Origin of the sequence: Verminephrobacter eiseniae EF01-2, assembly GCF_000015565.1 — a bacterium.
GTDB lineage: Bacteria > Pseudomonadota > Gammaproteobacteria > Burkholderiales > Burkholderiaceae_C > Acidovorax > Acidovorax eiseniae.
Genome location: NC_008786.1, coordinates 283,439 through 305,887, shown reverse-complemented (window position 1 = coordinate 305,887; position 22,449 = coordinate 283,439). Strand labels below are relative to the sequence as shown.

The following is a 22,449-nucleotide window of genomic DNA, read 5'->3' as shown; positions in this document are numbered from 1 at the left end:
GACATACATCACTTTGCACATCACTCGCGCAGCAGATCGTTGATGCTGGTCTTGGAACGGGTTTGGGCATCGACGCGCTTGACGATGATCGCTGCATACATGCCGTAGGGCGCGCCATTGGCCGCGGTCTTGGGCAGGCTGCCGCTGACCACCACGCTGCCCGAGGGGACGCGGCCGTAGCTGATCTGGCCGCTGGCGCGGTCGAACAGGGGGGTGCTTTGGCCCAGGTACACGCCCATGCCCAGCACCGAGTTCTCCTCCACGACCACGCCTTCGACCACCTCCGAGCGGGCGCCGATGAAGCAGTTGTCTTCGATGATGGTGGGGCCGGCTTGCAGCGGCTCGAGCACGCCGCCGATGCCCACGCCGCCCGACAGGTGCACATGCGCGCCGATCTGCGCGCATGAGCCGACGGTGGCCCAGGTGTCGACCATGGTGCCTGCGCCCACATGGGCGCCGACGTTGACGTAGCAGGGCATCAGCACCGCGCCCTTGGCGATGAAGCTGCCGTGGCGGGCGACGGCAGGCGGCACCACGCGCACGCCGGCGGCCTTCATGCCTTGCTCGTCCAGGTGGGAAAACTTCGGTTGCACCTTGTCGTAAAAACGCAGGGCGCCGGCCTCGATGACGGCGTTGTCGCTCAGCCGAAACGACAGCAGCACGGCCTTCTTGATCCACTGGTGCACGGTCCACTGGCCGACGCTGGCGCGCGTGGCCACGCGCAAGCGGCCGTTGTTCAGTTCGGAGAGCACCTGGGCGACGGCGTCCAGCGTTTCCTTTGGCGCGGCGCCGGCAGACAGGCTGGCGCGCTGCTCCCAGGCCTGGTCGATGATGGTTTGCAGTGATGAGCTCATGTCGATATCGATGATGGGGGTCGGTCCGCATGGGATCGGGCGAACTGCACGATGCGCTCCGCAGCCTGCATGCATTCTTCGGTTTCGGCCACCAAGGCCATGCGCACGCGCCCGGCGCCGGGGTTGTGGCCCTGGACTGCCCGGGCCAGATAACTGCCCGGCAGTACTGTGACATTGTATTGGGCCAGCAGGGCTTGTGCGAACCCGGTGTCGTCCAGGCCGAATGCGTCGGGCACCCGGGCCCACAGGTAAAAGCCGGCGTCGGGCAATGCGACCTGCATCACCCGGGCCAGCAGCGGGGTGACCCGGGCGAACTTCTCGCGGTAGCGCGCGCGGTTTTCCTGCACATGCTGCTCGTCCCCCCAGGCTGCGATGCTGGCCGCCTGCACGCTCGGGCCCATGGCGCTGCCGTGGTAGGTGCGGTAGAGCAAAAAGGACTTGATCAGCGCCGCGTCGCCGGCCACGAAGCCGCTGCGCAGGCCGGGCACGTTGCTGCGCTTGGACAGGCTGGTGAAAGCAATCAGGTTCTTGAAGTCGCCCCGGCCCGACGCGGCGGCCGCCTGCAGGCCGCCCAGCGGGGGCGGGTCATGGGCATAAATTTCGCTGTAGCACTCGTCCGAGGCGATGACGAAACCATGGCGCTCGCTCAGTGCCAACAGCTTTTGCCATTCGGCCAGCGGCATCACGGCGCCGGTAGGGTTGCCCGGCGAGCACAGAAACAGCAGTTGCGTGCGCTGCCAAACGTTGGCGGGCACTGCGTCCCAGTCCACGGCGAAGTTGCGCGCCGGGTCGCTGCAGGCGTAGTACGGTCTGGCCCCGGCCAACAGCGCAGCGCCTTCGTAGATTTGATAGAACGGGTTCGGGCAGACCACGAACGGCGGGCCTTGCGAGGGGTCGATGACGGTCTGGGCGAACGCGAACAATGCTTCGCGCGAGCCGTTCACCGGGAGCAACTGGCTGCCCGGGTCCAGCGCCAGTCCGTAGCGCCGCTGGAGCCAGGCGGCGCAGGCCGCGCGCAGTTGCGGCTCGCCGGCGGTGGCCGGGTAATGGCCCAGGCCCGCCAGATGCCCGATCAATGCGTCCTTGACCAACTGCGGCGCCGGATGGCGCGGCTCGCCCATGCCCAGGCTGATGGGACTGTAAGCCGCAGCCGGGGTCACCCCCGCAAAGAGCTGTCGCAGCCGCTCGAAAGGGTAGGGCTGCAGGCGGGAAAGCAAGGGATTCATGCAGCATATTATCGGCAGGGGTCGGGTCGACGGAATGTAAGTGTTGGTTACCGACGCGCTGCGCGCGCTGGTGCCGCGAGCGCGTCTTTGCCGGTGCCGATTCAGTGCGGGCCTGCCTGCCGGCGCTGGCGCGCGCGTTCCAGGGCGGCTGCGATGCGCGCCTGGCGCGCTTGGTCTGCTGCCTGGTCTGCCTGTTCCGTGGCGCTGCCGGCTGCTGCGCTGCGCTGCGCCAACGGGTCTTCGCCCGGCATGCGCTGGCGATGCCGTCGATAGCGCTGGCGCGCCTGCTGTGCCTGCGCTGCGGACCAGGCGGCCCAGCCGGTGGTGGCGCCGCTGGCGGTGTCCAGCGCGATGCAGTCCACGGGGCACACGGGCAGGCACAGTTCACACCCGGTGCAGTAGCGTTCGATGATGGTGTGCATCATCTTGCTGGCGCCGACGATGGCGTCGGTGGGGCAGACCTTCAGGCACAGCGTGCAGCCGATGCACCAGTCCTCATCGATGAACGCCACCGAGCGCGGCCCCTCGCTCCCATGCCGGGCATTCAGCGCCAGCGCTGTCTGGCCGGTGATCGCGGCCAGGCGCGCCACCCCCTCGGCCCCGCCGGGCGGGCATTGGTTGATCGCGGCCGCGCCCTCGGCAATGGCCTGCGCATAGGCGCGGCAGTCGGGATAGCCGCAGCGCGTGCATTGCGTCTGGGGCAGCGCGGCGTCGATCCGCGCCGCCAGATCGGCCAAGGCGTCGGCGGCTGGCGGCTGGCTCAAGCCTTGCGCGCCTTGCTGCGGGGGGCCGGCGTTGCCGCCGCCTTGGCGGCCCTGCGGGCCGTGCCCGGCCCGGCCGACTCGGCGGCCACGGCGGCCACGGCGGCCACGGCGGCCACGGCGCTGGCCGGCTCGGGCGATACCCAGCGCGTGGCTATCGCAGGCGCTGCCGGGGTTTTGGCCGCAGCGCGGGGCGCAGAAGTCGCCGGCGGCACCGCCTCGACCGTCTGTGCCGTCTGCTGCGCCGGTTCGCTGCCGGCCTTGCTGGCGGGGGTCACCGGCACTGCGACCGGCGCCTCCGCAGCAGCGGTAGCAGCGGCAACGGCCGGTGCCAGCGCGTTCTTTGGCGGCGACGGGTGCGCAAGAATGAAGTCGCGCACCTGGGGGTACACCATGTCGCGCCAGCGGCGGCCGCTGAAGATGCCGTAGTGGCCGGCACCCTTGACCTCCAGATGGCGCTGCGCCTGGTGCGCGATGCCGCTGCACAGCCCGTGGGCGGCCTCGGTCTGGCCGGAGCCGGAAATATCATCGAGCTCGCCCTCGACCGTGAACAGCGCCGTGCTGGTGATGTCTTGCGGGCGCACGCGCTCGATCCGGTCTTCGGGCGAACGCACGTCCCAGGTGCCGTGCACCAGTTTGTAGTCCTGAAAGACGGTCTGTATGGTTTCCAGGTAGTAGTCGGCATCCATGTCGAGCACGGCGTTGTATTCGTCGTAGAAATTGCGATGGGCTTCGGCACTGGCGTCGTCGCCCTTGACCAGGTTCTTGAAGTAGTCGTAGTGGCTGCTGGCGTGGCGGTCGGGGTTCATCGCGACAAAGCCCGTGTATTGCAGGAAGCCGGGATAGACCCGGCGGCCGGCGCCGGGAAACTTCTCCGGCACGCGGTAGATCACGTTGTTCTCGAACCACTCGAAGCTGCGGTTGATCGCCAGGTTGTTCACCGCCGTGGGCGATTTGCGCGCATCGATGGGGCCGCCCATCATGGTCATGGTCAGCGGTGTCTGCTCGCCACGGCTGGCCATCAGCGACACGGCCGCCAGCACCGGCACGGTGGGCTGGCAGACGCTGACCACATGGCAATGGCCATACTTGGCCTGCAGGTGGCGGATGAATTCCTGCATGTAATTGACATAGTCGTCCAGATGGAATGGCCCCTCGGACAGCGGCACCATGCGTGCATTCTTCCAGTCGGTGATGTAGACCTTGTGCTCCCGGAGCATGGTGCGCACGGTATCGCGCAGCAAGCTGGCATAGTGGCCCGACAGCGGTGCCACGATGAGCACCACAGGCTGGCCCTTGAGCCCGGTCAATGTGGCCGGGTCGTCCGAGAAGCGCTTGAAGCGGCGCAGTGCGCAAAACGGCTTGTCGATCTCGACGCGCTCATGGATGGCCAGACCGACACCGTCGACATCCACGGTGTGGATGCCGAACGCCGGCTTTTCGTAATCCTTGCCCAAGCGGTAGAGCAGGTCATAGGCTGCGGCCATGCGCTGGGCCGTCCCGGTCTGGCTCAGCGGGGAGCCCGGATTGCTGAGCAATTTGGATGCCGCCTGCGCAAAGTCGGTAAAGGGCTCCATCAGCGAGCGCTGGGTTTCGTAGAGGTGGTACAGCATGGACGGAACTCCGTTTTTGTTGCGTTGCAATATTTTGTTGCGTTGCAATATAGCAGCAGTTGGGGCTCACCCGCTGTCCCCGGCGCGCGCGGCATACGAGCGTAGCGCCAGCGCATGGACCTCGCGTGCCGGGCGATCCTTGAGCCGGTGGTCGCTCCACAGTTGGCGCCACAGGCGTGCTCCCGGCAGGCTGTGGCGCAGCCCCAGCATATGGCGCGCGATATGGGGCCAGGGCGTGCCGTGCAGCGCAGCCTCGCGCTCCATGTACGCCACCATCGCGCGCTCCACTGCCTCGCGGGTGAGTGGGCTGGCGCCAGCGCAGGGGCCGGACCGATTGGCGTAGTACAGCGCATCCCAGCGCGCCAGCCACCAAGGCTGGTGGTAGGCTTGGCGGCCCACCATCACGCCGTCGAGCAGGTGCAACTGCTGCTGCACCACGGCATCGGTGGCGATGCCACCGTTGATGACCACGGTGAGCCGGGGAAAATCGGCTTTGAGCTGGTGCACCAGCGCGTAGCGCAGCGGCGGAATTTCGCGGTTTTCCTTTGGACTCAGGCCCTGCAGCCAGGCATTGCGGGCATGCACGATGAATACGCTGCAACCCGCATCGGCCACCACGCCCACGAAGTCGCGCACGAAGCCGTAGCTTTGCCCTTGGTCGATGCCGATGCGGTGCTTGACCGTCACCGGCCGATCGACCATGTCGCGCATCGCCTTGACGCAGTCGGCCACCCGCTGCGGGGTTTGCATCAACCGGGCGCCGAACGCGCCGCGCTGCACGCGGTCGCTGGGGCAGCCGCAGTTGAGGTTGATCTCGTCATAGCCCCACTGCGCGCCCAGGCGCGCGGCCCGGGCCAGGTCGGCAGGCTCATTGCCGCCCAGTTGCAGGGCCACGGGATGCTCTTCGGCGTTCAGCCGCAAATGCCGCTCGGTGCCACCGTGCAATACCGCGCCGGCATTCACCATCTCGGTGTACAGCCGGGTCTGGCGCGTCAGCAGCCGGTGAAAGTAACGGCAGTGGCGGTCGGTCCAGTCCATCATCGGCGCGACGGACAGGCGCCAGGGGCTCGGGGAGGATGGCACGGGCAAAAGCAAGTCGGGGGTGGGCGGTGGCGCAGCCGGGGCGTTGGTGTCAGTGGCGCAGCGCACCGGCAGGGCGGCGATTATCCCACCCCGGCGGCATCCGCTGGCGCAAAGTGGTTTTGCGTCAAACAGGCCGCTGGCGCACGATTTGCCCTGCACTATTGCTATTGAATGGGTAGCTCCTGGAGCATCTTGCCGGGCAGCGGCGCTCGCTGGAGTACCTTCGCCTTCGGCTACGGTGTGAGCGCCTGCGGGCGGCCGTGCAGCGCTCACGCACCCACGCTGCGGCGGTCGATCTTGCGGCTGAGCACGATGCTGGTCTGCGTCTGGTGCACGCCGTCGAGCTGGCCCACGCGGTCGAGCAGGGCGTCGAGTTGCTCGTGGCTCGCGCAGCGCAGGAACACCAGGTAGTCGAACGGCCCGCTCACGGCAGAAACCTCCTCGACCTCGGCCATCGCTTGCAGCGCGCGCAGCACGGCGGGCGCCGTCTTTGGCAGCACGCTGATCGAGCACCAGGCCCGCACTGTGCCGGCATCGAGCCGGGCGCCGAGCCGCACGCCATACCCGGCCACCACCCCCGAGCGCTCCAGCCGCGCAATGCGCGCCACCACCGTGGTGCGCGCCAAGCCCAGCCTGCGGGCCAGCGTGGCAGTGCCTTCGCGCGCATTGGCCTGCAACAGGCTCAGCAGTTGGCGGTCGGTGTCATCCAGCGGTGCGGTCATCGGGGTTGTGCTCGAAAAAGTGATAACGGCCATCACGCTCGCCGTTACGACGAGCAAGAACCGGAATTTCGACGTTTCGGATACTACACATCGACAGCACTCCGGCCTAGCATCAGGGCCTGCATCGCTTGATTTTCCCTGCGACCAGGAGCGCTGCCATGACTGACATGACCGACATCACCCACATCGCCCGCCCCCCCTGCCACCCCGGTGACGGCACCAGCCACCTGCGCCGCCCGGTCAGCATCCTGGGCGCGGGCCATATCGGCTTTGCCATCGCCTTGCTGCTGCAACAGACGGGCGACTACGACATCCTGGTGGCCGACCGCGACCCGATGCGGCTGGCCAAAGTGGCCGCCCTGGGCATCGCCACGCGGCAGACAGCCGCCGACGCGGACTGGTCGGCCGTCATCGACGGCCGCTTTGCCGTGCTCGATGCGCTGCCATTCCATTGCGCCATCGCGCTCGCCAGCGCCTGCGCCCAGGCGGGCGTGCATTATTTCGACCTGACCGAAGACGTGCCAAGCACCCAGGCCATCCGCGCGCTGGCCGCCGGGGCCCGCAGCGTGCTGATGCCCCAATGCGGCCTGGCGCCGGGCTTCATCGGCATCGTGGGCAACGACCTGGCGCGCCGTTTCGAGCGCCTGGACAGCCTGCGCCTGCGCGTCGGAGCACTGCCGCGCTACCCGCAGGGCGCGCTGCGCTACAACCTGACCTGGAGCACCGAGGGCCTGATCAACGAATACTGCAACCCCTGCGAAGCCATCGTCGACGGCCTGCGCACCACGGTGGCGCCGCTGGAGGGGCTGGAGAATTTCGTGCTCGACGGTGTCGAGTACGAGGCTTTCAACACCTCCGGCGGCCTGGGCACACTCACCGAAACGCTGGCCGGCCGGGCCCGGCAGGTCGACTACCAGTCGATCCGCTATCCCGGCCACTGCGCCATCGTGAAACTGCTGCTCAACGACCTGCGCCTGCGTGAGCGGCGCGAACTGCTCCGGGACATCCTGGAAAGCGCCATCCCGAGCACCGATCAGGACGTGATCGTGGTGTGCGCCACGGCCTGCGGCCTGCGCGGCGGGCGGCTGGCGCAGCACGCCTACTGCGCCCGCATCTTTGGCACCGAGGTGGCCGGCCATGCCCTGAGCGCCATCGAACTGACCACAGCCGCCGGCATCTGCACTGCGCTCGACCTGCTCGCCCAAGGCCGCCTGCCGCACAGGGGCTTTGTCGGGCAAGAGGCGGTGGCGTTGGCAGATTTTCTGGCCAACCGGTTCGGCATGGCCTATGCAGGGCAGGGGGCGCTGGCGCTTTGACTTCGGCGCCTTGGCGCGCCGTACCGGGGCGCAGCGGGTCAGTTGCCGAAGCCGCGGCGCCCGCGCAGGTAGGCAATGAGTCCGCCTACGGCCATGGGCTTGCGCAAAGCGACGCGCTCGCTGCTGCAACGCCAAAGCCCCGGCACCCGATGCGGGGCCGCAGATGTTGGTTGGGCAAAGCCGGCGGCACCAGGCTGTGTGGCCGGCGCAGATCCGGCCCGAGCGCCGCGCGCTTTTTCCGCAACCGCCGGCCATATACTGCGCAAAGGCCCGATGCGCCCCGCCTCGTTGACCCCGGCGCCTGCATGCTGCGCTGTGCCCCGCAAGCCACAAAGGAAAGACCAGATGACGGATGTTCTTGCTCCCACCGGCGCCGATATCGCGGCCATGCCCTGGATCGAGCGACTGCTGGCGTTCGACACCACCAGCCGCAACTCCAATCTCGGGCTGATCGAGACCGTTCGCGACCACCTGCGCAGTGCGGGCGTCGAGCCCGTGCTGACGCACCACGCATCGGGCGCCAAGGCCAATCTGTTCGCCACGCTGCCCGCGCACGACGGCAGCAGCACCGGCGGCATCGTGCTGTCCGGCCACACCGACGTGGTGCCGGTCGACGGCCAGGCCTGGAGCTCCGATCCTTTCAGGGCCAGCCTGCGCGACGGCAAGCTGTATGCGCGCGGCGCGTGCGACATGAAGGGGTTCATCGGCACGGCGCTGTCACTGCTGCCGGCGATGCAGGCCACGCGGCTCGCCAAGCCCTTGCACCTGGCCCTCTCGTTCGATGAGGAGGTGGGCTGCGTCGGCGCGCCGCTGATGATCATCGACCTGCAAGCGCGCGGCGTGTTGCCCGAGGGCTGCATCGTCGGCGAGCCGACCGGCATGCGGCCGGTGGTGGCCCACAAGGGCATCAACCTGTATCGCTGCCGGGTCCATGGCCATGCCGCGCATTCGGCGCTGACGCCGCAGGGCGTCAACGCCATCGAATACGCGGCGCGCATGATCTGCTTCATCCGCGACCTGGCCGACAAGCACCGCGCCGAAGGGCCGTATGACCCGCATTTCGAGGTGCCCTTCACGACGGCCCAGACCGGCATGGTCAGCGGCGGCATCGCCAACAATGTGGTGCCGGCGCTGTGCGAGTTCTCGTTCCAGGTGCGCAACCTGCCGACCGTGAACGCAGACCAGATCATCCGGCAGATCCAGTCTCATGCGCAGGATGTGCTGCTGCCCCGCATGCGCGCCGAGCATCCGGACGCGGGCATCGAGTTCTCCAGGATCGCCGTCGCACCGGCGCTCGACGACGCGCAGGAAGGCGCGATCACGCAACTGGTGCGCGCGCTGACGCAGGACCACGACAAGCGCAAAGCGTCCTACGGCACCGAAGCCGGCCTGTTCAAGGCCGCCGGCATTCCGACCGTGATCTGCGGCCCCGGCCATATCGAACAGGCGCACAAGGCCGATGAGTTCGTGGCATTGGAGCAGTTGCGCGAGTGCGAGTCGTTTCTGCGGCGCGTCATCCGCAGCATGGCCGTGGCGGATTGATGTGGGCCGCTCCATATCCCGCCCATCCCGCCCGCAGCGCCTGCATCCCGATGGGCGCGACGCCAGCGCTCCGGCAAAGCCGGCGGCGCGCGGCGTGATCCAAACCCAACGCAAACCACCGTCGGGCGGCGTGGCACTGCTGGGGAGAGCGGCATGTCCGTGACCAGATCGCTGCGCTGCATCGGCCTTGCCGCCGCAACCCTGGCCGGTTCCGTGGCGCTCGCCAGAACCGGGGCCACCGGGGTTACCGGGGCCGCCGGGGCCGATGTGGCCTACCCGAGCCGGCCCATCACCATGGTCGTGCCGCAAGCGCCCGGTGGCGGCGTGGATTTGCTGGCCCGGCTCGTCATGCACAGGCTGGCGAGCGCGCTGGGCCAACCCGTGGTCATCGAAAACCGCGCCGGCGCCGGCGGTCTGATCGGAACCCGTTACGTGGCCAGGGCGGCCAGCGATGGCTACACGCTGCTGTTGACCTCGCCGTCGCACAACATCAACGCCGTGCTGCACCAGAAGGCCGGCTACGACGCGCTGGGCGACTTCACGCCCGTCGCGTTGCTGGCGCGCGGCCCCTTCGTGCTGGTGGCGCATCCGGATTTCGAGGCCAAGAGCACGGCCGAACTGATTGCGCTGGCCAGGAAGAACCCGGGCGGCATCGCCTACGGCTCGGTCGGCGCAGGCTCGTTCAACCACCTGCTGGGCGAGATGTTCAATGCGGCAGCCCAAGTCAAACTGCAGCATGTGCCCTACAAAGGCTCGGCGCAAGCGGCGTCGGCCGTGGTGGGCGGGCAGATCCCGCTGTCGTTCAACAGCCTGCCCGGCGCACTGCCGTTCATCCGTGCCGGCAGACTGCGCGCGCTCGGCGTGACCACGCCCGGCGTGAGCCGGCTGGCGCCGGACATCCCGCCGCTGTCGTCCGTCCTGCCCGGCTACGAGGGCACCACATGGTATGGCATCCTGGCCCCGGCGGGCCTGCCACAGCCCATCGTCGACAGGCTCTCGGGCCAGATCGCGCGCCTGCTGCAAGAGCCCGGGATGGAGCAGTCGATGGTGCAGTTGGGCGCGCAGATGAGCTACGCCAACCCGCAAGATTTTGGCGACCTGCTGGCCGCGCAGACCATCCTCTGGCGCCAGGTGATCGAGGCCGCCAACGTCAGGCCCGCCGACTGAACGCGCCAGGATTGAATGCGCCGGCATTGACCGGTGCATCGCGCAGCCCCTGCGATGCAGCGCGCTTGGCGCCGATGGCGTTGCCATGCGCCCGACAGCGGCTCGAAAAGCCGGTTTCCCGGCGGCCAATTCTGGTTACAGTTGGCGTCCTGTCCCTGCTCGCCCCGACTTGCCCTTTTCTACCCGGCACCCGACAGCCATGCCTGCCCACACCTTCCTCTGGCACGACTATGAAACCTTTGGCACCGACACGCGCTGCGATCGCCCGGCGCAGTTTGCTGCCATCCGCACCGATGCCGAGCTCCACGCCATCGGCGAACCGCTGATGCTCCATTGCCAGCCGGCCAACGACTACCTGCCCGACCCGGCCTCTTGCCTGCTGACCGGAATCACGCCGCAGCACTGTTGCGCGCATGGCCTGCCCGAGCACCAGTTTGCGGCCCGCATCGAGGCCGAGCTGGCCCGGCCCGGCACCATTGGCGTGGGCTACAACACCCTCCGGTTCGACGACGAGATCACGCGCTTCATGTTCTGGCGCAACCTGATCGACCCCTACGCGCGCGAGTGGAAAAACCAGTGCGGCCGCTGGGATTTGCTCGACGTGGTGCGCATGACCTACGCGCTGCGGCCCGACGGCATCCACTGGCCCCGCCATGAAGACGGCGCCGCGCCCAGTTTCAGGCTCGAAGACCTGTGTCGGGCCAACGGCCTGCTGCACGAGGCCGCGCACGATGCGCTGTCGGATGTGCGCGCCACGATTGCGCTGGCGCGGCTGATTCGCCAGCACAACCGCCCGCTGTTCGACTTTGCGCTGGGCCTGCACAAAAAGGATCGGGTGGCCGCCGAACTGCGCCTGTCCGGTGGCGCCGGCACGGCGCGGCCGTTTCTGCATGTGTCGGGCATGTTCCCGGCCGAGCGCGGCTGCCTGGCGGTGATGTGGCCGCTGGCCGGCCACCCGGTGAACAAGAACGAGTTGATTGCCTGGGACCTGGCCCATGACCCCGCAGCCCTGGCCACCCTGGGCGTCGACGAAATGCGCCTGCGCATGTTCACCCGAACCGATGCGCTGCCCGAGGGCGTGACGCGCCTGCCGGTCAAGACCATTCACCTGAACCGGTCGCCGATGGTGGTGGGCAATGTGAATACGCTCACGCCCGCGCTGGCCCGGCGCTGGGGCATCGATCTGGCCCAGGCGGCGCAGCATGCCCAGGCGGCGCGCGCGCTGCCCGACATGGGCCGCGTCTGGGCTGCCGTGTTCGCCCGACCGTCAGAGCCGGCCCCCGATGTGGACCAGGACCTGTACTGCGGGTTCGTCGGCGACCGCGACCGCCGCCTGCTCGATGACCTGCGCGCCAGCGCGGCCGGCATGAACGGCAAGGCCCGGGTGCATTTCGACGACCCGCGCCTGGTCGAACTGTTCTGGCGCTACCGGGCGCGCAACTTCCCGGCGACGCTCGCACCCGAAGAGGCCGGACGCTGGCAGGCGCACTGCGCCGCCCGCCTGTTCCATGGCGCGGGCGGGGCGCGCACGGTCGGGCAGTTCCATGCCCGGATCGATGAGCTGTCGGAAACCGCAGACGAGCGCGGGCAGGGCATCCTCGGCGCCTTGTACGATTACGCCGAGCAGATCGCGCCCGAGCATTGATGGCTCTCCGGCCAAGCACCATGACCACAGCAAACACCCCCCGCTTCACCACCCGGATCGTGCATGCCGACCGCTGGGGCGGCGCCGAGCAGGGCGCCGTCCACTATCCGATCCACTCGTCGGTGCAGTACGGCCATGACAAGGTCGAAGACCTGATCGCCGTGTTCCAGGGCAGCGCCAAGGGCGGCTTCAACTATGCGCGCCAGGGCACGCCAACCACGGCCGCACTCGAGCGCAAGATCACGCAGATGGAGCATGGCCACGGCTCCATCGTGTTCGCCACCGGCATGGCGGCCATCTGCGCCGTTTTTCTGACCCTGCTCAAGGCCGGCGACCACCTGGTGGCCAGCCAGTTCGTGTTCGGCAACACCCACAGCGTGTTCGGCACGCTGTCAGACCTGGGCATCAGCGTCACCACGGTGGACGTGACCGATGCGGCCAACGTCGCCGCTGCGCTGCGCCCCCAGACCCGCATGGTGTTTGTCGAGACCATTGCCAACCCCGGCACCCAGATCCCGGACCTGGCGGGCATCGGCGCGCTGTGCCGGCAGCATGGGGCGCTCTATGTGGTGGACAACACCATCGCCTCGCCCTACCTGTTTCGCGCCGCGACCGTGGGCGCGGGGCTGGTGCTCAACGCGCTGACCAAGAGCATAGGCGGGCAGGGCGACGCGCTCGGCGGCGCCATCACCGACACCGGGCTGTACGACTGGTCCGGCTACCCCAACATCTTTGCCGCATACCGCAAGGGCGACCCCCAAGGATGGGGGCTGCAACAGTTGCGCAAGAAGGGGCTGCGCGACATGGGCGGCACGCTGTCCTCCCAGGCCGCCCATCAGTTGGCGCTGGGCGCAGAGACCCTGGCATTGCGCATGGAGCACAGCAGCGCCAGCGCGCTGGCGCTGGCGCAATGGCTCGAACAGCACCCGGCCGTCGCGCGCGTGCTGTACCCGATGCTGCCCTCGCACCCCCAGCATGCGCAGGCGCTCCGGCACCTGAAGGCCGGCGCCTGGCTGCTGTCTTTCGAACTGCGCGACCCCGGCCAATGCCTGGCCCTGTGCAACCGGCTGCAATTGCCGATCAAGGCCACAGGGCTTGGCGACGCGCGCACGTTGATCATCCCGGTGGCCCACACCATCTTCTGGGAGGCCGGCCCCGCAGTGCGCGCCGCGATGGGCATTGCCGACAGCATGATCCGCCTGTCGGTGGGGCTCGAGGAGGTGCAAGACCTGCAGGACGATTTCGAGCGGGCCTTGTCCGGCCACGGATGACGGGCCATGGGCCGCGCCTGCGGCAATCCGCGCACACCGAACGAACCGACACACCATGCTGCTTGACGCCACCGACTCCCAACTCGTCCTGATCGACTACCAGGAGCGCCTGATGCCCGCCATCTTCGACGGCCCCGCCGTGCTGGCCAATGCCCGCCGCCTGGCCGGGATCGCCCGCATGATCGACATACCCGTGTGGGGCACCGAGCAAAACCCCGCGCGCCTGGGCGCCAACGACGCCGCGCTGCGCGCCCAGTGCCGCAAGACGCTGGCCAAGATGCGCTTCAGCGCTGCCCAAGAGGGCCTGGGCGACTGGCTGCGACCGCCCGCCAAGCCCCAGGGCAGCGCTCCGGGCGAAACCCGGGGCGGGAATGTGCGCAGCCTGCCCAGACAACTGCAAAAGCCCGCCGTCGCAGCCTGCGCCGAGCGCGCCAGCATCGTCATCGCCGGTTGCGAAGCCCATGTGTGCCTGTTGCAAACCGCGCTGGACCTGATCGACGACGACTTCGAGCTGTGGGTGGTCACCGACGCCTGCGGTTCGCGCACCGAACGCAACCGCGACGCCGCCTTCGACCGCCTGGCCGCTGCCGGCGCCGAACTGGTCACGACCGAGATGGTGGCGTTCGAATGGCTGGGCAGTTGCGCGCATCCGGCGTTCAAACCGGTGCTCGGGCTGATCAAGTAGCCATCAGCCAATCAGCCAGTCAACCAGTCAACCAGTCAACCAGTCAACCAGTCAACCAGTCAACCAGTCAGCCAAGTTGTCCGTCGATCGATCGATCAATCATCAAAAGGAGACTCTCGATGCCCCGATACGCCGACTTCTACCGCCAGTCCATCGACGACCGCGACGCATTCTGGAGCGAGCAGTCCCGGTTGATCGAGTGGCAGACCCCGCCCCGGCAGATCTGCGACTACAGCAACCCGCCGTTTGCCCAGTGGTTTGTCGGAGGCCGCACCAACCTGTGCCACAACGCGCTCGACCGGCACCTGGCGCGCCGGGCACGGCAGCCCGCGCTGGTGGCCATCTCCACCGAAACCGGCACCGAGCGCAGCTACAGCTTTGCCGAACTGCACGCCGAGGTGCAGCACATGGCGGCCGTGCTGCGCTGCCTGGGCGTGAAAAAGGGCGATCGCGTGCTGATCTACCTGCCGATGATTGCCGAGGCCGTTTTTGCGATGCTCGCCTGCGTGCGCATCGGCGCGCTGCATTCGGTGGTGTTCGGCGGCTTCGCCTCGGGATCATTGGCGGCGCGCATCGAAGACGCCGAACCCGTGCTCGTGGTCAGCGCCGATGCCGGCTCGCGCGCCGGCAAGGTGGTGCCCTACAAGCCGCTGCTCGACGCGGCCATCGCGCAGTCCAAGCACAAGCCCGCCGCCGTGCTGATGGTCGACCGGGGCCTGGCAGAGATGCCGCTGCAACCGGGACGCGACCACGAATGGGCCTTGCTGCGCGAGCAGCAGCTCGGCGCCGTGGTGCCCTGCGAGTGGGTCGAGTCCACCCACCCCAGCTACACGCTGTACACCAGCGGCACCACCGGCCGGCCCAAGGGCGTGCAGCGCGACACGGGCGGATATACGGTGGCGCTGGCGGCGAGCATGAAGCATATTTTTTCTGTGGCTGACGACGGGGCGGCGCCGGCAGGGGTTTTCTTCACCACCAGCGATATCGGCTGGGTGGTGGGCCACGGCTACATCATCTATGGCCCGCTGATCGCCGGCATGACGACCATCCTGTACGAGGGCCTGCCCATGCGGCCCGACGCAGGCGTGTGGTGGAGCATCGTCGAGAAGTACCGGGTCACGCACATGTTCTCGGCCCCCACGGCGCTGCGGGTGCTGAAAAAGCACGACCCGCAGTGGTTCGGCAAGTACAGCGTCAAAAGCCTCAAAGCCCTGTGGCTGGCCGGCGAGCCGCTCGATGCGCCCACGGCGCAGTGGATCAGCGACGCGCTGCAGGTGCCGGTGATCGACAACTACTGGCAGACCGAGACCGGCTGGCCCATCCTGACGCTGGCCAACGGCGTGGAGCCGCAGGTGAGCCGCTTTGGCAGCCCGGGCAAGGCCATGTATGGCTACCAGATCAAGCTGATCGACGACACCAGCGGCCAGGAACTGACCAGCCCCGGGCACAAAGGCGTGATCGCCATCGAAGGCCCGCTGCCACCGGGCTGCATGCAGACCCTGTGGCGCGACGATGCGCGCTTCGTCGACACCTACTGGAAGAGCCTGGCCGGGCGGCTGATCTACAACACCTTCGATTGGGGCCTGCGCGATGCCGATGGCTACCACTTCATCCTGGGCCGCACCGACGACGTGATCAATGTGGCCGGCCACCGCCTGGGCACGCGCGAGATCGAGGAATGCATTGCCGCGCACCCGCAGATCGCCGAAGTGGCGGTGGTCGGCGTGGCCGATGCGCTCAAGGGCCAACAGGCCATGGCTTTTGCGGTGGCGCGTGACAGCGCGGCGCTGGACTCGGACGCTGCGCGCTTGAAGCTCGAAGGCGAGGTGATGAAACAGGTGGACAGCCAGTTGGGCGCAGTGGCGCGGCCGTCGCGCGTGCACTTTGTCAGCGCGCTGCCCAAGACCCGCAGCGGCAAACTGCTGCGCCGCACCCTGCAAGCCATTGCCGAGCACCGCGACCCGGGCGACCTGAGCACGATGGAAGACCCGGCGGCGTTGCAGCAGGTGCGGGAGTTGGCAGGAAGATGAGGCGCCCGGGCCGGGGCTCCCGGCCGGGGTTGGAAAAATACGGCGCGCAGGCGCTGTCACGCATCGAGATACTTCAGCTTCCCCCAGGAACGGCGCAAGACCTCCCGCAGTTGCTCCATCCTTTTGCGCTGGGTATAGACCCACGCGACCACCGGAAAGCGTCCTGGCGTCTGGCCGACGAAGACCTTCACATCCAATGGCTGGCCGTCGGCCTGGCCGGGAAAATCGGCCTCGAAACCTTGCAGCACGCCATGGGTCGCAGCGACGGGATGCAGGCCACGGCTTTGGCCCGGGTTCCAGCCAAAGTTCTGACTGGCCTGGCGGATTGCGGTCGTGGCGATCGGCAGCAGTTGCTCCTGCGGCACACGCTCCTTGGGCCAGGAGGCATAGGTCAGGACGGCCGGCGGAAAATAGCTGTCCGGGCTTTGCGCCTCGAAACAGGGGTGGCCATGGGGCGTGGTGCTGAGCCGGGTCTCCCAGGCGGGCTGGTTTTCCACCCAGATTTCCAAACCCAACTGCGCCACGCGATGGATCTGCATCTCGCGCAGGGCGCGCGGGTTTTGCGCCGCCGTCTGCGCCTGCGCAGAGACCGGGGCGCCCAGCAGCGCCAGCACGGTGGCGCCAACGACCCGGCGGCGCCCGCTGCCTGCGGCGGGCGTCACAACGCCCCTCCCTGGCGCACCAAGGCGCCACCCATGCCGAGCACCGTCAGCGCGGCCACCGCCAGCCAACTGTACCAACGCACGGAACTACGCAATGCCGCGCGCCAATCCAAGCGCCGGGCTGCGCAGCAGACAAGCAAAACGATGGCATAGCTCACCAGCGCGCGCCCTGCCAGATTGCCCAAGATAAAGCTGATCGACACCTCGTACTCCTGCGGCCTCGTAGCCATGCACCGGGGGGAATCAATGCGCCCCGAACAATTGCCAGCGCCCGTTGCGGCGCACCATTTTCTGCAAGGAAAGGGCGTGGGCGTCCTGCTCTTCGGCGAAGAAAACCCGGGCCTGCCGGTCCAACTGCTCCAGCGCCTGGGCATCGTTGCCAGCGCACAGCAGCAAGCGGTTGCGCCGTGGCACTACCGCCACGATCTCGCCGCCCAGACTGGCCTGCATCTGCTCCCAAAAGGCATCGAGCAGCAGCAGCGTGGCCTCCAGGTCGCCACCCGTGTTGATCGCGATGCAGCCGTTCAGGCGCGACTGCTGCGGCTCTGGCATCGATCGCGCCAAGTTGTCCAGCGCCAACGCAGGCATCTCGGACACGGCGATACCGGCCTGCTTCAACTGGCGCGGGGAGACCATGACGAATTGCTCCGGCAAGTCGAAGGCATAGCTCACCAGCAACTCCCCGCACAGCGGCGTGGTCGCAGGCAGATGCTCCTCCGGCAAGCCGCGCTCTTGCAGCGCCTTGCGAAAGTTCACATGCTTGATGCGCGGCACCAGTTGTTTGCGGCGCAACGCCAGCGTCGGCGGTTCAACCTCTGGCGGCCCGGATCGGGGCTTGTCAAAGTCTCCCGGTTTCCACGCCACATTGCTGACGCAGGCATCTTTGGGGTCGGGCTTGCCCTCTTTCATGACATCTTCGATGACATGGTATGTCGTTCCATTGGCATCTGTTTGGGCATAAATTCTCTTGGTTGCCCCATCTTGCAACCCGGCCATGATTTCCTGCATCGCCTCCTTGCTTATTTCACCGTCATTCACCATGATTCGAAGATTGTTTTCAATCCACTCACTGCTCATCTGACGCACGCCATCCTTGTCCATGGTCAATTTCTGGACAGTATCATCCGGCACGCCATTGGTCGAGCCGCCGACCGCCTTGGATTTGACGACGGCATAATTTCTGCCCTCGTATTTGAAAACCATCAATTCCGGCTGTCGCGTCTGCTTTGGCGGTTCGGTCCGGATTATCTTTTTGATGAAGAAGTTGAACAGGCTGGCAATCATGAGAATCTCCGTGAAATGTGAAGGGTGAGTGAAGGACGAGTAAATGATGGGTGAATGACAATGAATCGTCTGTCATATGGTACCAGATCAATCCAGGTAAGCCTGTTGCGGCTTGCGCGTGCGCAGGCCCAGGGTTTGGCTGAGGGCAAGGAATTCATCGTGGTACTCGGCCTTGACCAGCACGGCATGCCAGGCGTCGTCCTGGTCATCCAGGTCGATCAACTGGTAACCGCGTGGCGCGGCCCAGGCGTGCAGGGCGCGCAGGATTGCGGTGCAGCGCGCTCCGCCTTGGGGCGGGTCGCTGTCCGGTGCCTCGAAGGGGCCGATGCCGCGTGCATCGGCCAGGTCTGCGGCCTGGCTGTCCAGGGTGTCGCTGTCCTTCCCATCGGCATGGATGGCGTGGCCAGCGTCCTGCAAGGCTTCGAGTAACTGAAAAAAATCCTGAATCTTGCGCGGCTTGCCGGTGGTCTCCAGCACGCTTTCGAGCGCATCGTCATAGCCGTCGCAGGCCAATTCCACCCAGCGGGCGAAGTTTTTGCGTTTGGACTTGGCCAGATCGACGCGCTTGGGTGGCACGGGTGGCGGCAATTCGATGCCTGCGCCCAGGCCTTCGGCGCGCCAGGCGTCGCGGGTATGGCGGATATGCTGGCGGTAATGATCAACCAGATCACGCGGGTAATGGGGATGGTCGCGAAAGCTGCTGTCGTCGATATCGTAGGCGCAGACGGCCATGGCGACCTCGAAGGCGAAATCGCAGAACAAGCCATCTTTTTCAAGGGCTGGATCACGATTGGGTTTCCAACCGAGTGGGCGCATCAGTCGGTGCCAGTTGTTCATGTGGTCAGCCAATGCCGCTGAACGCTGCTCCGGAGGATGCGCCAATGCATTCATCAAAGGAGACGTCCACCATTTTCGCTCCGTGCTGGATTTGTAGTTTGACGAGCCTTGATGGTTTGGAATGAACGATTTGAGCATCACATCAATAAAGCGGCGTGGAGGATTCACACGCAACCAATTGCGATGGTTCATGAGACGCTCGGGCGATTGATCCATGCAAATGAGCAAGGCGAGAAAAAAGTGCACCTCAAGAGCTGCAGATTCCCTTGTGGCCAACCCAATGGGGGTTCTTCTCTGACCTTCATCAAGAGATTGCGGTGGCAACTGTTTGACGAGGGCCACTGCGCGCTGGTAAGAAGGCCAGCCATCTTTCTCAAAGTAGCTCCAGATATCCGCCAATGGATCACCTCTTCCATATCGGAAGAGCATATACTCTATAACATACGGGAGTACTCCGGAACTGTTGTTCCAACGCACAGTATTGTCCCGGTGTTCATTTCTAGAAAAATGATTCAACACGTAAATTTGGAGTCTTATATCCTCTTCGTAGGTTTCCAATTTTCCATCCGGGTCGCGCATCATTTTCAAGCTCCTTTGATAATGGTGGTCCTGCCCGATCAATCCAGGTAAGCCTGCTGCGGCTTGCGTGTGCGCAGGCCCAGGGTTTGGCTGAGGGCAAGGAATTCATCGTGGTACTCGGCTTTGACCAGCACGGCATGCCAGGCGTCGTCCTGGTCATCCAGGTCGATCAACTGGTAACCGCGTGGCGCGGCCCAGGCGTGCAGGGCGCGCAGGATTGCGGTGCAGCGCGCTCCGCCTTGGGGCGGGTCGCTGTCCGGTGCCTCGAAGGGGCCGATGCCGCGTGCATCGGCCAGGTCTGCGGCCTGGCTGTCCAGGGTGTCGCTGTCCTTCCCATCGGCATGGATGGCGTGGCCAGCGTCCTGCAAGGCTTCGAGTAACTGAAAAAAATCCTGAATCTTGCGCGGCTTGCCGGTGGTCTCCAGCACGCTTTCGACCGCATCGTCATAGCCGTCGCAGGCCAATTCCACCCAGCGGGCGAAGTTTTTGCGTTTGGACTTGGCCAGATCGACGCGCTTGGGTGGCACGGGTGGCGGCAATTCGATGCCTGCGCCCAGGCCTTCGGCGCGCCAGGCGTCGCGGGTATGGCGGATATGCTGGCGATAATGATCAACCAGATCACGCGGGTAATGGGGATGGTCGCGAAAGCTGCTGTCGTCGATATCGTAGGCGCAGACGGCCATGGCGACCTCGAAGGCGAAATAGCAGAACAAGCCATCTTTTTCAAGGGCTGGATCACGATTGGGTTTCCAACCGAGTGGGCGCATCAGTCGGTGCCAGTTGTCCATATGGGCGGCCAATGCCGCTGAACGCTGCTCCGGAGGATGCGCCAATGCATTCATCAAAGGAGATGTCCACCATTTTTGCTCCGTGCTGGATTTGTAGTTTGACGAGCCTTGATGGTTTGGAATGAACGATTTGAGCATCACATCAATAAAGCGGCGTGGAGGATTCACACGCAACCAATTGCGATGGTTCATGAGACGCTCGGGCGATTGATCCATGCAAATGAGCAAGGCGAGAAAAAAGTGCACCTCAAGAGCTGCAAATTCCCCTGTGAGCAACCCAAAGAAGGCTCTTCTCTGACTTTCATCAAGAGATTGCGGTGGCAACTGCTTGACAATGGCCACTGCACGCTGGTAAAAAGGCCAGCCATCTTTTTCAAAGTAGCTCCAGATATCCGTCAATGGATCACCTCTTCCATATCGGAAGAGCATGCACTTTATGACGTACGGGAGCACTCTGGAACCGTTGTTCCAACGCACAATAGCGTCCAGACTTTCATCTTTAGAAATATGGTCCAACACGTAAATGTAGAGTTCCATCTCCTCTTTGTAGGTTTCCAATTTTCCATCCGGGTCGCGCATTTCATGTTCCTTTCAGTGATTGTGGGTCGAATACTACATTGCTAACCCGTGCCTCGGTTGGGTCGAGGTTGCCGGCTTTATCAACTCCTCTGATCTCGTGGTATGTTGTTCCCTCGGCATCGGTCTGAGCGTATATTCTCTTTACTTTCTTGGGATTTTGCAGACTGGCAGTGATGGCGTTTTGATCTGCAGCACTCAATCCCATATTTTTGATATTTTTCATGATCCAATCGTCGCTCATCTGGCGCTCTTTATCGTTCTTCGTCAATTTCGCGACAATATCATCCAGTATCCCATTTTTCATACCTCCCGTTGCCTTGGATTCGATGATGACATAGGTGACCTCTTCAACGTCCTTGCCATCCTTGTCCTTGACCACATTCCCATGCTTATCCCTGACTTTGCTTCTGACTTTGTAGATGCCATCGATTCCGGTCCGTCCATGCCACGCCTTGAATGCCTGGACCGGCGATCGACCCTTTGGATTCAGGCCCAATGTTCTGCCCAAAGGTTCGGCGCCTGCCTTGATCATGTCCATGAAAGTGATCACCTCGCCCCTGAATCCCTTTTCCAGGGGCGTGCAGTCTTTCCATGGCTTGGTGTGAACCGCTATGTCGCAATTCGCGTTGTGCGCCCATATCGCACCGGTGCCGACGAAGTAATTGGCGGTTTTTGCGACGCTGAAGTTGTATACCGGCAGGGGTTGCTGCACAGGCTCGTTGCCAAGCACCCGCACATCCCCCTGTGCGCCGGCGATCACGTCGTCGTCGGTGATGTGCCGGGCCTGCGTCCAGCCCTTGCCCTGCACCCACAGCGGGTGCTCGTCGGTGAGTTTGAATTGATCGAACTCGGTGCTCAGCCGCCGGTAGCTGGGCGCCGTGCGCGCAAAGGTCTTGGTGACGGTTTGCGGGGCGTCGGTAAACAGGCGGTCGTGGCGCGACTGCACCTGCTGGCCGGCGCGGATCTGCTCGATCGGCACCATGCCCCGGGGCGTGTGCACCAAGGTGTCGGCGGCAAAGCTGGCGCAGCCGAACTCGCGCCGGGTGCCCTTGACCGCATCGGCCAGTTTGCCGCCGTATTTGCTCAGATTGACGGCCAGCTTGAACATGGCGCCGGGATTGACGTTTTTGCCAATCACCTTGCCCAGGTCGTAGGCGCCGCACTGGGTGGCCCGCTTGATGGTGTCTATCGCCTCCTGGCCGAGCAGTCCGGCGAGCATCTTCAGGGTGCCATCGGGGTCGTTGAAGAAGGCTTTGCCCAGTTCGACCAGGCCGCTGATCACCTCGGCGGGATTGGTGAGCATCTGCCACAGGTCGGTGACCTGGTCTTTGAGGCCGTGTATCAGGCCCTTGACGAATTCGTAGCCGTAGACCAGGGCGCCCTTGACGTCGTCCCACAGCGCGCCCCAAAAGCCCTTGTCTTCTTGCTTGGCGCCTTGGTTGTCCGGCTTCGCGGGCGTGCCCTCGCAGACATCCTCCAGGAATTGGCATTGGTTGTCCTTGGCCCATTGCTGGCGCGCCTGTTTGCTGCGAAAGCACACGGGCGGGGGTTCGCAGGTTTTCCAGGTGATGGCGCTGCTCGGCGGGGCGGCCGGGGTGCTGGTCTGCGGGGTGCCCGTGGGTAGCTGCGCCAGTGCCGGGTGCAGTTGCGCCAGGGCCAGCACCAAGACCAGCACCCGCCACAACGCGGTGCGCAGGCTGCGCGGCGCCGTATGCCTCAAAAGCATTGGCTGCCTCCATCTGCGCCGCCCTGGCCGGCGCTGCCACCGGCGCCGTCTGCTGCGCCGTTTCCTGCGCCGTCATCTG

General features: G+C 65.6%; 19 protein-coding genes. 7 read left to right on the top strand and 12 right to left on the bottom strand.

What is annotated here, in order from left to right:
- Positions 1 to 20: 20 nt before the first annotated feature.
- The 6 genes from dapD to VEIS_RS01345 form a co-directional block, all read right to left on the bottom strand.
- The gene (gene dapD, locus VEIS_RS01370) at positions 21 to 854 is read right to left on the bottom strand and encodes a 2,3,4,5-tetrahydropyridine-2,6-dicarboxylate N-succinyltransferase (protein WP_011808085.1); all 834 of its coding nucleotides are present in this window, start codon (positions 852 to 854) and stop codon (positions 21 to 23) included.
- A complete protein-coding gene (gene dapC / locus VEIS_RS01365) occupies positions 851 to 2,080 on the bottom strand; it encodes a succinyldiaminopimelate transaminase (RefSeq protein WP_011808084.1) in 1,230 nt (409 codons plus the stop codon). Before dapC ends, dapD begins: the two co-directional genes overlap by 4 nt.
- A 101-nt stretch (positions 2,081 to 2,181) precedes the next feature.
- The gene (locus tag VEIS_RS01360) at positions 2,182 to 2,844 is read right to left on the bottom strand and encodes an RnfABCDGE type electron transport complex subunit B (protein WP_011808083.1); all 663 of its coding nucleotides are present in this window, start codon (positions 2,842 to 2,844) and stop codon (positions 2,182 to 2,184) included.
- A complete protein-coding gene (locus tag VEIS_RS01355; RefSeq protein ID WP_011808082.1) occupies positions 2,841 to 4,454 on the bottom strand; it encodes a polyhydroxyalkanoate depolymerase in 1,614 nt (537 codons plus the stop codon). Before VEIS_RS01355 ends, VEIS_RS01360 begins: the two co-directional genes overlap by 4 nt.
- Before the next feature lie 66 nt (positions 4,455 to 4,520).
- Positions 4,521 to 5,543, bottom strand: a complete 1,023-nt coding sequence (gene dusA / locus VEIS_RS01350; protein ID WP_083758716.1) for a tRNA dihydrouridine(20/20a) synthase DusA — start codon at positions 5,541 to 5,543, stop codon at positions 4,521 to 4,523.
- A gap of 263 nt (positions 5,544 to 5,806) precedes the next feature.
- On the bottom strand, positions 5,807 to 6,259 hold the full coding sequence (locus VEIS_RS01345; protein WP_041949717.1) for an Lrp/AsnC family transcriptional regulator: 453 nt from the start codon (positions 6,257 to 6,259) through the stop codon (positions 5,807 to 5,809).
- A gap of 167 nt (positions 6,260 to 6,426) precedes the next feature.
- On the opposite strand from VEIS_RS01345, the gene VEIS_RS01340 reads away from it, so the two are divergent.
- The 7 genes from VEIS_RS01340 to VEIS_RS01310 all read left to right on the top strand — a co-directional run bounded on the left by VEIS_RS01340 (position 6,427) and on the right by VEIS_RS01310 (position 15,915).
- Positions 6,427 to 7,575, top strand: a complete 1,149-nt coding sequence (locus tag VEIS_RS01340; protein ID WP_049773777.1) for a saccharopine dehydrogenase family protein — start codon at positions 6,427 to 6,429, stop codon at positions 7,573 to 7,575.
- 387 nt (positions 7,576 to 7,962) lie between these two features.
- Positions 7,963 to 9,117, top strand: a complete 1,155-nt coding sequence (argE, locus tag VEIS_RS01335) for an acetylornithine deacetylase (protein ID WP_407831849.1) — start codon at positions 7,963 to 7,965, stop codon at positions 9,115 to 9,117.
- Between the two features lie 153 nt (positions 9,118 to 9,270).
- Positions 9,271 to 10,284: a tripartite tricarboxylate transporter substrate binding protein gene (locus tag VEIS_RS01330; RefSeq protein ID WP_011808077.1), complete on the top strand. Its 1,014-nt coding sequence runs from the start codon at positions 9,271 to 9,273 to the stop codon at positions 10,282 to 10,284.
- A 199-nt stretch (positions 10,285 to 10,483) separates the two neighbouring features.
- Positions 10,484 to 11,929: an exodeoxyribonuclease I gene (gene sbcB / locus VEIS_RS01325; RefSeq protein ID WP_011808076.1), complete on the top strand. Its 1,446-nt coding sequence runs from the start codon at positions 10,484 to 10,486 to the stop codon at positions 11,927 to 11,929.
- 20 nt (positions 11,930 to 11,949) lie between these two features.
- The gene (locus tag VEIS_RS01320; RefSeq protein ID WP_041949716.1) at positions 11,950 to 13,200 is read left to right on the top strand and encodes a cystathionine gamma-synthase family protein; all 1,251 of its coding nucleotides are present in this window, start codon (positions 11,950 to 11,952) and stop codon (positions 13,198 to 13,200) included.
- Between the two features lie 55 nt (positions 13,201 to 13,255).
- Complete coding sequence (locus VEIS_RS01315; protein ID WP_011808074.1) at positions 13,256 to 13,885, top strand: isochorismatase family protein; 630 nt, start codon at positions 13,256 to 13,258, stop codon at positions 13,883 to 13,885.
- 119 nt (positions 13,886 to 14,004) lie between these two features.
- Positions 14,005 to 15,915 (top strand): propionate--CoA ligase, encoded by a 1,911-nt coding sequence (locus VEIS_RS01310; RefSeq protein ID WP_011808073.1) that lies wholly within the window; start codon positions 14,005 to 14,007, stop codon positions 15,913 to 15,915.
- A 56-nt stretch (positions 15,916 to 15,971) separates the two neighbouring features.
- On the opposite strand, the gene VEIS_RS01305 is transcribed toward VEIS_RS01310, so the two are convergent.
- The 6 genes from VEIS_RS01305 to VEIS_RS01280 form a co-directional block, all read right to left on the bottom strand.
- Positions 15,972 to 16,577 (bottom strand): hypothetical protein, encoded by a 606-nt coding sequence (locus tag VEIS_RS01305; RefSeq protein WP_011808072.1) that lies wholly within the window; start codon positions 16,575 to 16,577, stop codon positions 15,972 to 15,974.
- Positions 16,574 to 16,780, bottom strand: a complete 207-nt coding sequence (locus tag VEIS_RS01300) for a hypothetical protein (RefSeq protein ID WP_041950390.1) — start codon at positions 16,778 to 16,780, stop codon at positions 16,574 to 16,576. Before VEIS_RS01300 ends, VEIS_RS01305 begins: the two co-directional genes overlap by 4 nt.
- Before the next feature lie 40 nt (positions 16,781 to 16,820).
- Positions 16,821 to 17,861, bottom strand: a complete 1,041-nt coding sequence (locus tag VEIS_RS30130; protein ID WP_011808071.1) for a hypothetical protein — start codon at positions 17,859 to 17,861, stop codon at positions 16,821 to 16,823.
- A gap of 87 nt (positions 17,862 to 17,948) precedes the next feature.
- Positions 17,949 to 19,280, bottom strand: coding sequence for a DUF1911 domain-containing protein (locus VEIS_RS25155; RefSeq protein ID WP_011808070.1), 1,332 nt, complete (start codon positions 19,278 to 19,280; stop codon positions 17,949 to 17,951).
- 35 nt (positions 19,281 to 19,315) lie between these two features.
- A complete protein-coding gene (locus VEIS_RS25150) occupies positions 19,316 to 20,644 on the bottom strand; it encodes a DUF1911 domain-containing protein (RefSeq protein WP_011808069.1) in 1,329 nt (442 codons plus the stop codon).
- 1 nt (position 20,645) lies between these two features.
- The gene (locus tag VEIS_RS01280) at positions 20,646 to 22,370 is read right to left on the bottom strand and encodes a polymorphic toxin-type HINT domain-containing protein (protein WP_011808068.1); all 1,725 of its coding nucleotides are present in this window, start codon (positions 22,368 to 22,370) and stop codon (positions 20,646 to 20,648) included.
- Between the last annotated feature and the right edge of the window lie 79 nt (positions 22,371 to 22,449).

What these genes read in the sequence shown, in the direction of transcription:
- dapD (WP_011808085.1), bottom strand. Translation starts at nt 854, where the DNA reads ATGAGCTCATCACTGCAAACCATCATCGACCAGGCCTGGGAGCAGCGC.
- dapC (WP_011808084.1), bottom strand. Translation starts at nt 2,080, where the DNA reads ATGAATCCCTTGCTTTCCCGCCTGCAGCCCTACCCTTTCGAGCGGCTG.
- VEIS_RS01355 (WP_011808082.1), bottom strand. Translation starts at nt 4,454, where the DNA reads ATGCTGTACCACCTCTACGAAACCCAGCGCTCGCTGATGGAGCCCTTT.
- VEIS_RS01345 (WP_041949717.1), bottom strand. Translation starts at nt 6,259, where the DNA reads ATGACCGCACCGCTGGATGACACCGACCGCCAACTGCTGAGCCTGTTG.
- VEIS_RS01340 (WP_049773777.1), top strand. Translation starts at nt 6,427, where the DNA reads ATGACCGACATCACCCACATCGCCCGCCCCCCCTGCCACCCCGGTGAC.
- argE (WP_407831849.1), top strand. Translation starts at nt 7,963, where the DNA reads ATGCCCTGGATCGAGCGACTGCTGGCGTTCGACACCACCAGCCGCAAC.
- VEIS_RS01330 (WP_011808077.1), top strand. Translation starts at nt 9,271, where the DNA reads ATGTCCGTGACCAGATCGCTGCGCTGCATCGGCCTTGCCGCCGCAACC.
- sbcB (WP_011808076.1), top strand. Translation starts at nt 10,484, where the DNA reads ATGCCTGCCCACACCTTCCTCTGGCACGACTATGAAACCTTTGGCACC.
- VEIS_RS01320 (WP_041949716.1), top strand. Translation starts at nt 11,950, where the DNA reads ATGACCACAGCAAACACCCCCCGCTTCACCACCCGGATCGTGCATGCC.
- VEIS_RS01315 (WP_011808074.1), top strand. Translation starts at nt 13,256, where the DNA reads ATGCTGCTTGACGCCACCGACTCCCAACTCGTCCTGATCGACTACCAG.
- VEIS_RS01310 (WP_011808073.1), top strand. Translation starts at nt 14,005, where the DNA reads ATGCCCCGATACGCCGACTTCTACCGCCAGTCCATCGACGACCGCGAC.
- VEIS_RS30130 (WP_011808071.1), bottom strand. Translation starts at nt 17,861, where the DNA reads ATGATTGCCAGCCTGTTCAACTTCTTCATCAAAAAGATAATCCGGACC.
- VEIS_RS25155 (WP_011808070.1), bottom strand. Translation starts at nt 19,280, where the DNA reads ATGATGCGCGACCCGGATGGAAAATTGGAAACCTACGAAGAGGATATA.
- VEIS_RS25150 (WP_011808069.1), bottom strand. Translation starts at nt 20,644, where the DNA reads ATGCGCGACCCGGATGGAAAATTGGAAACCTACAAAGAGGAGATGGAA.
- VEIS_RS01280 (WP_011808068.1), bottom strand. Translation starts at nt 22,370, where the DNA reads ATGCTTTTGAGGCATACGGCGCCGCGCAGCCTGCGCACCGCGTTGTGG.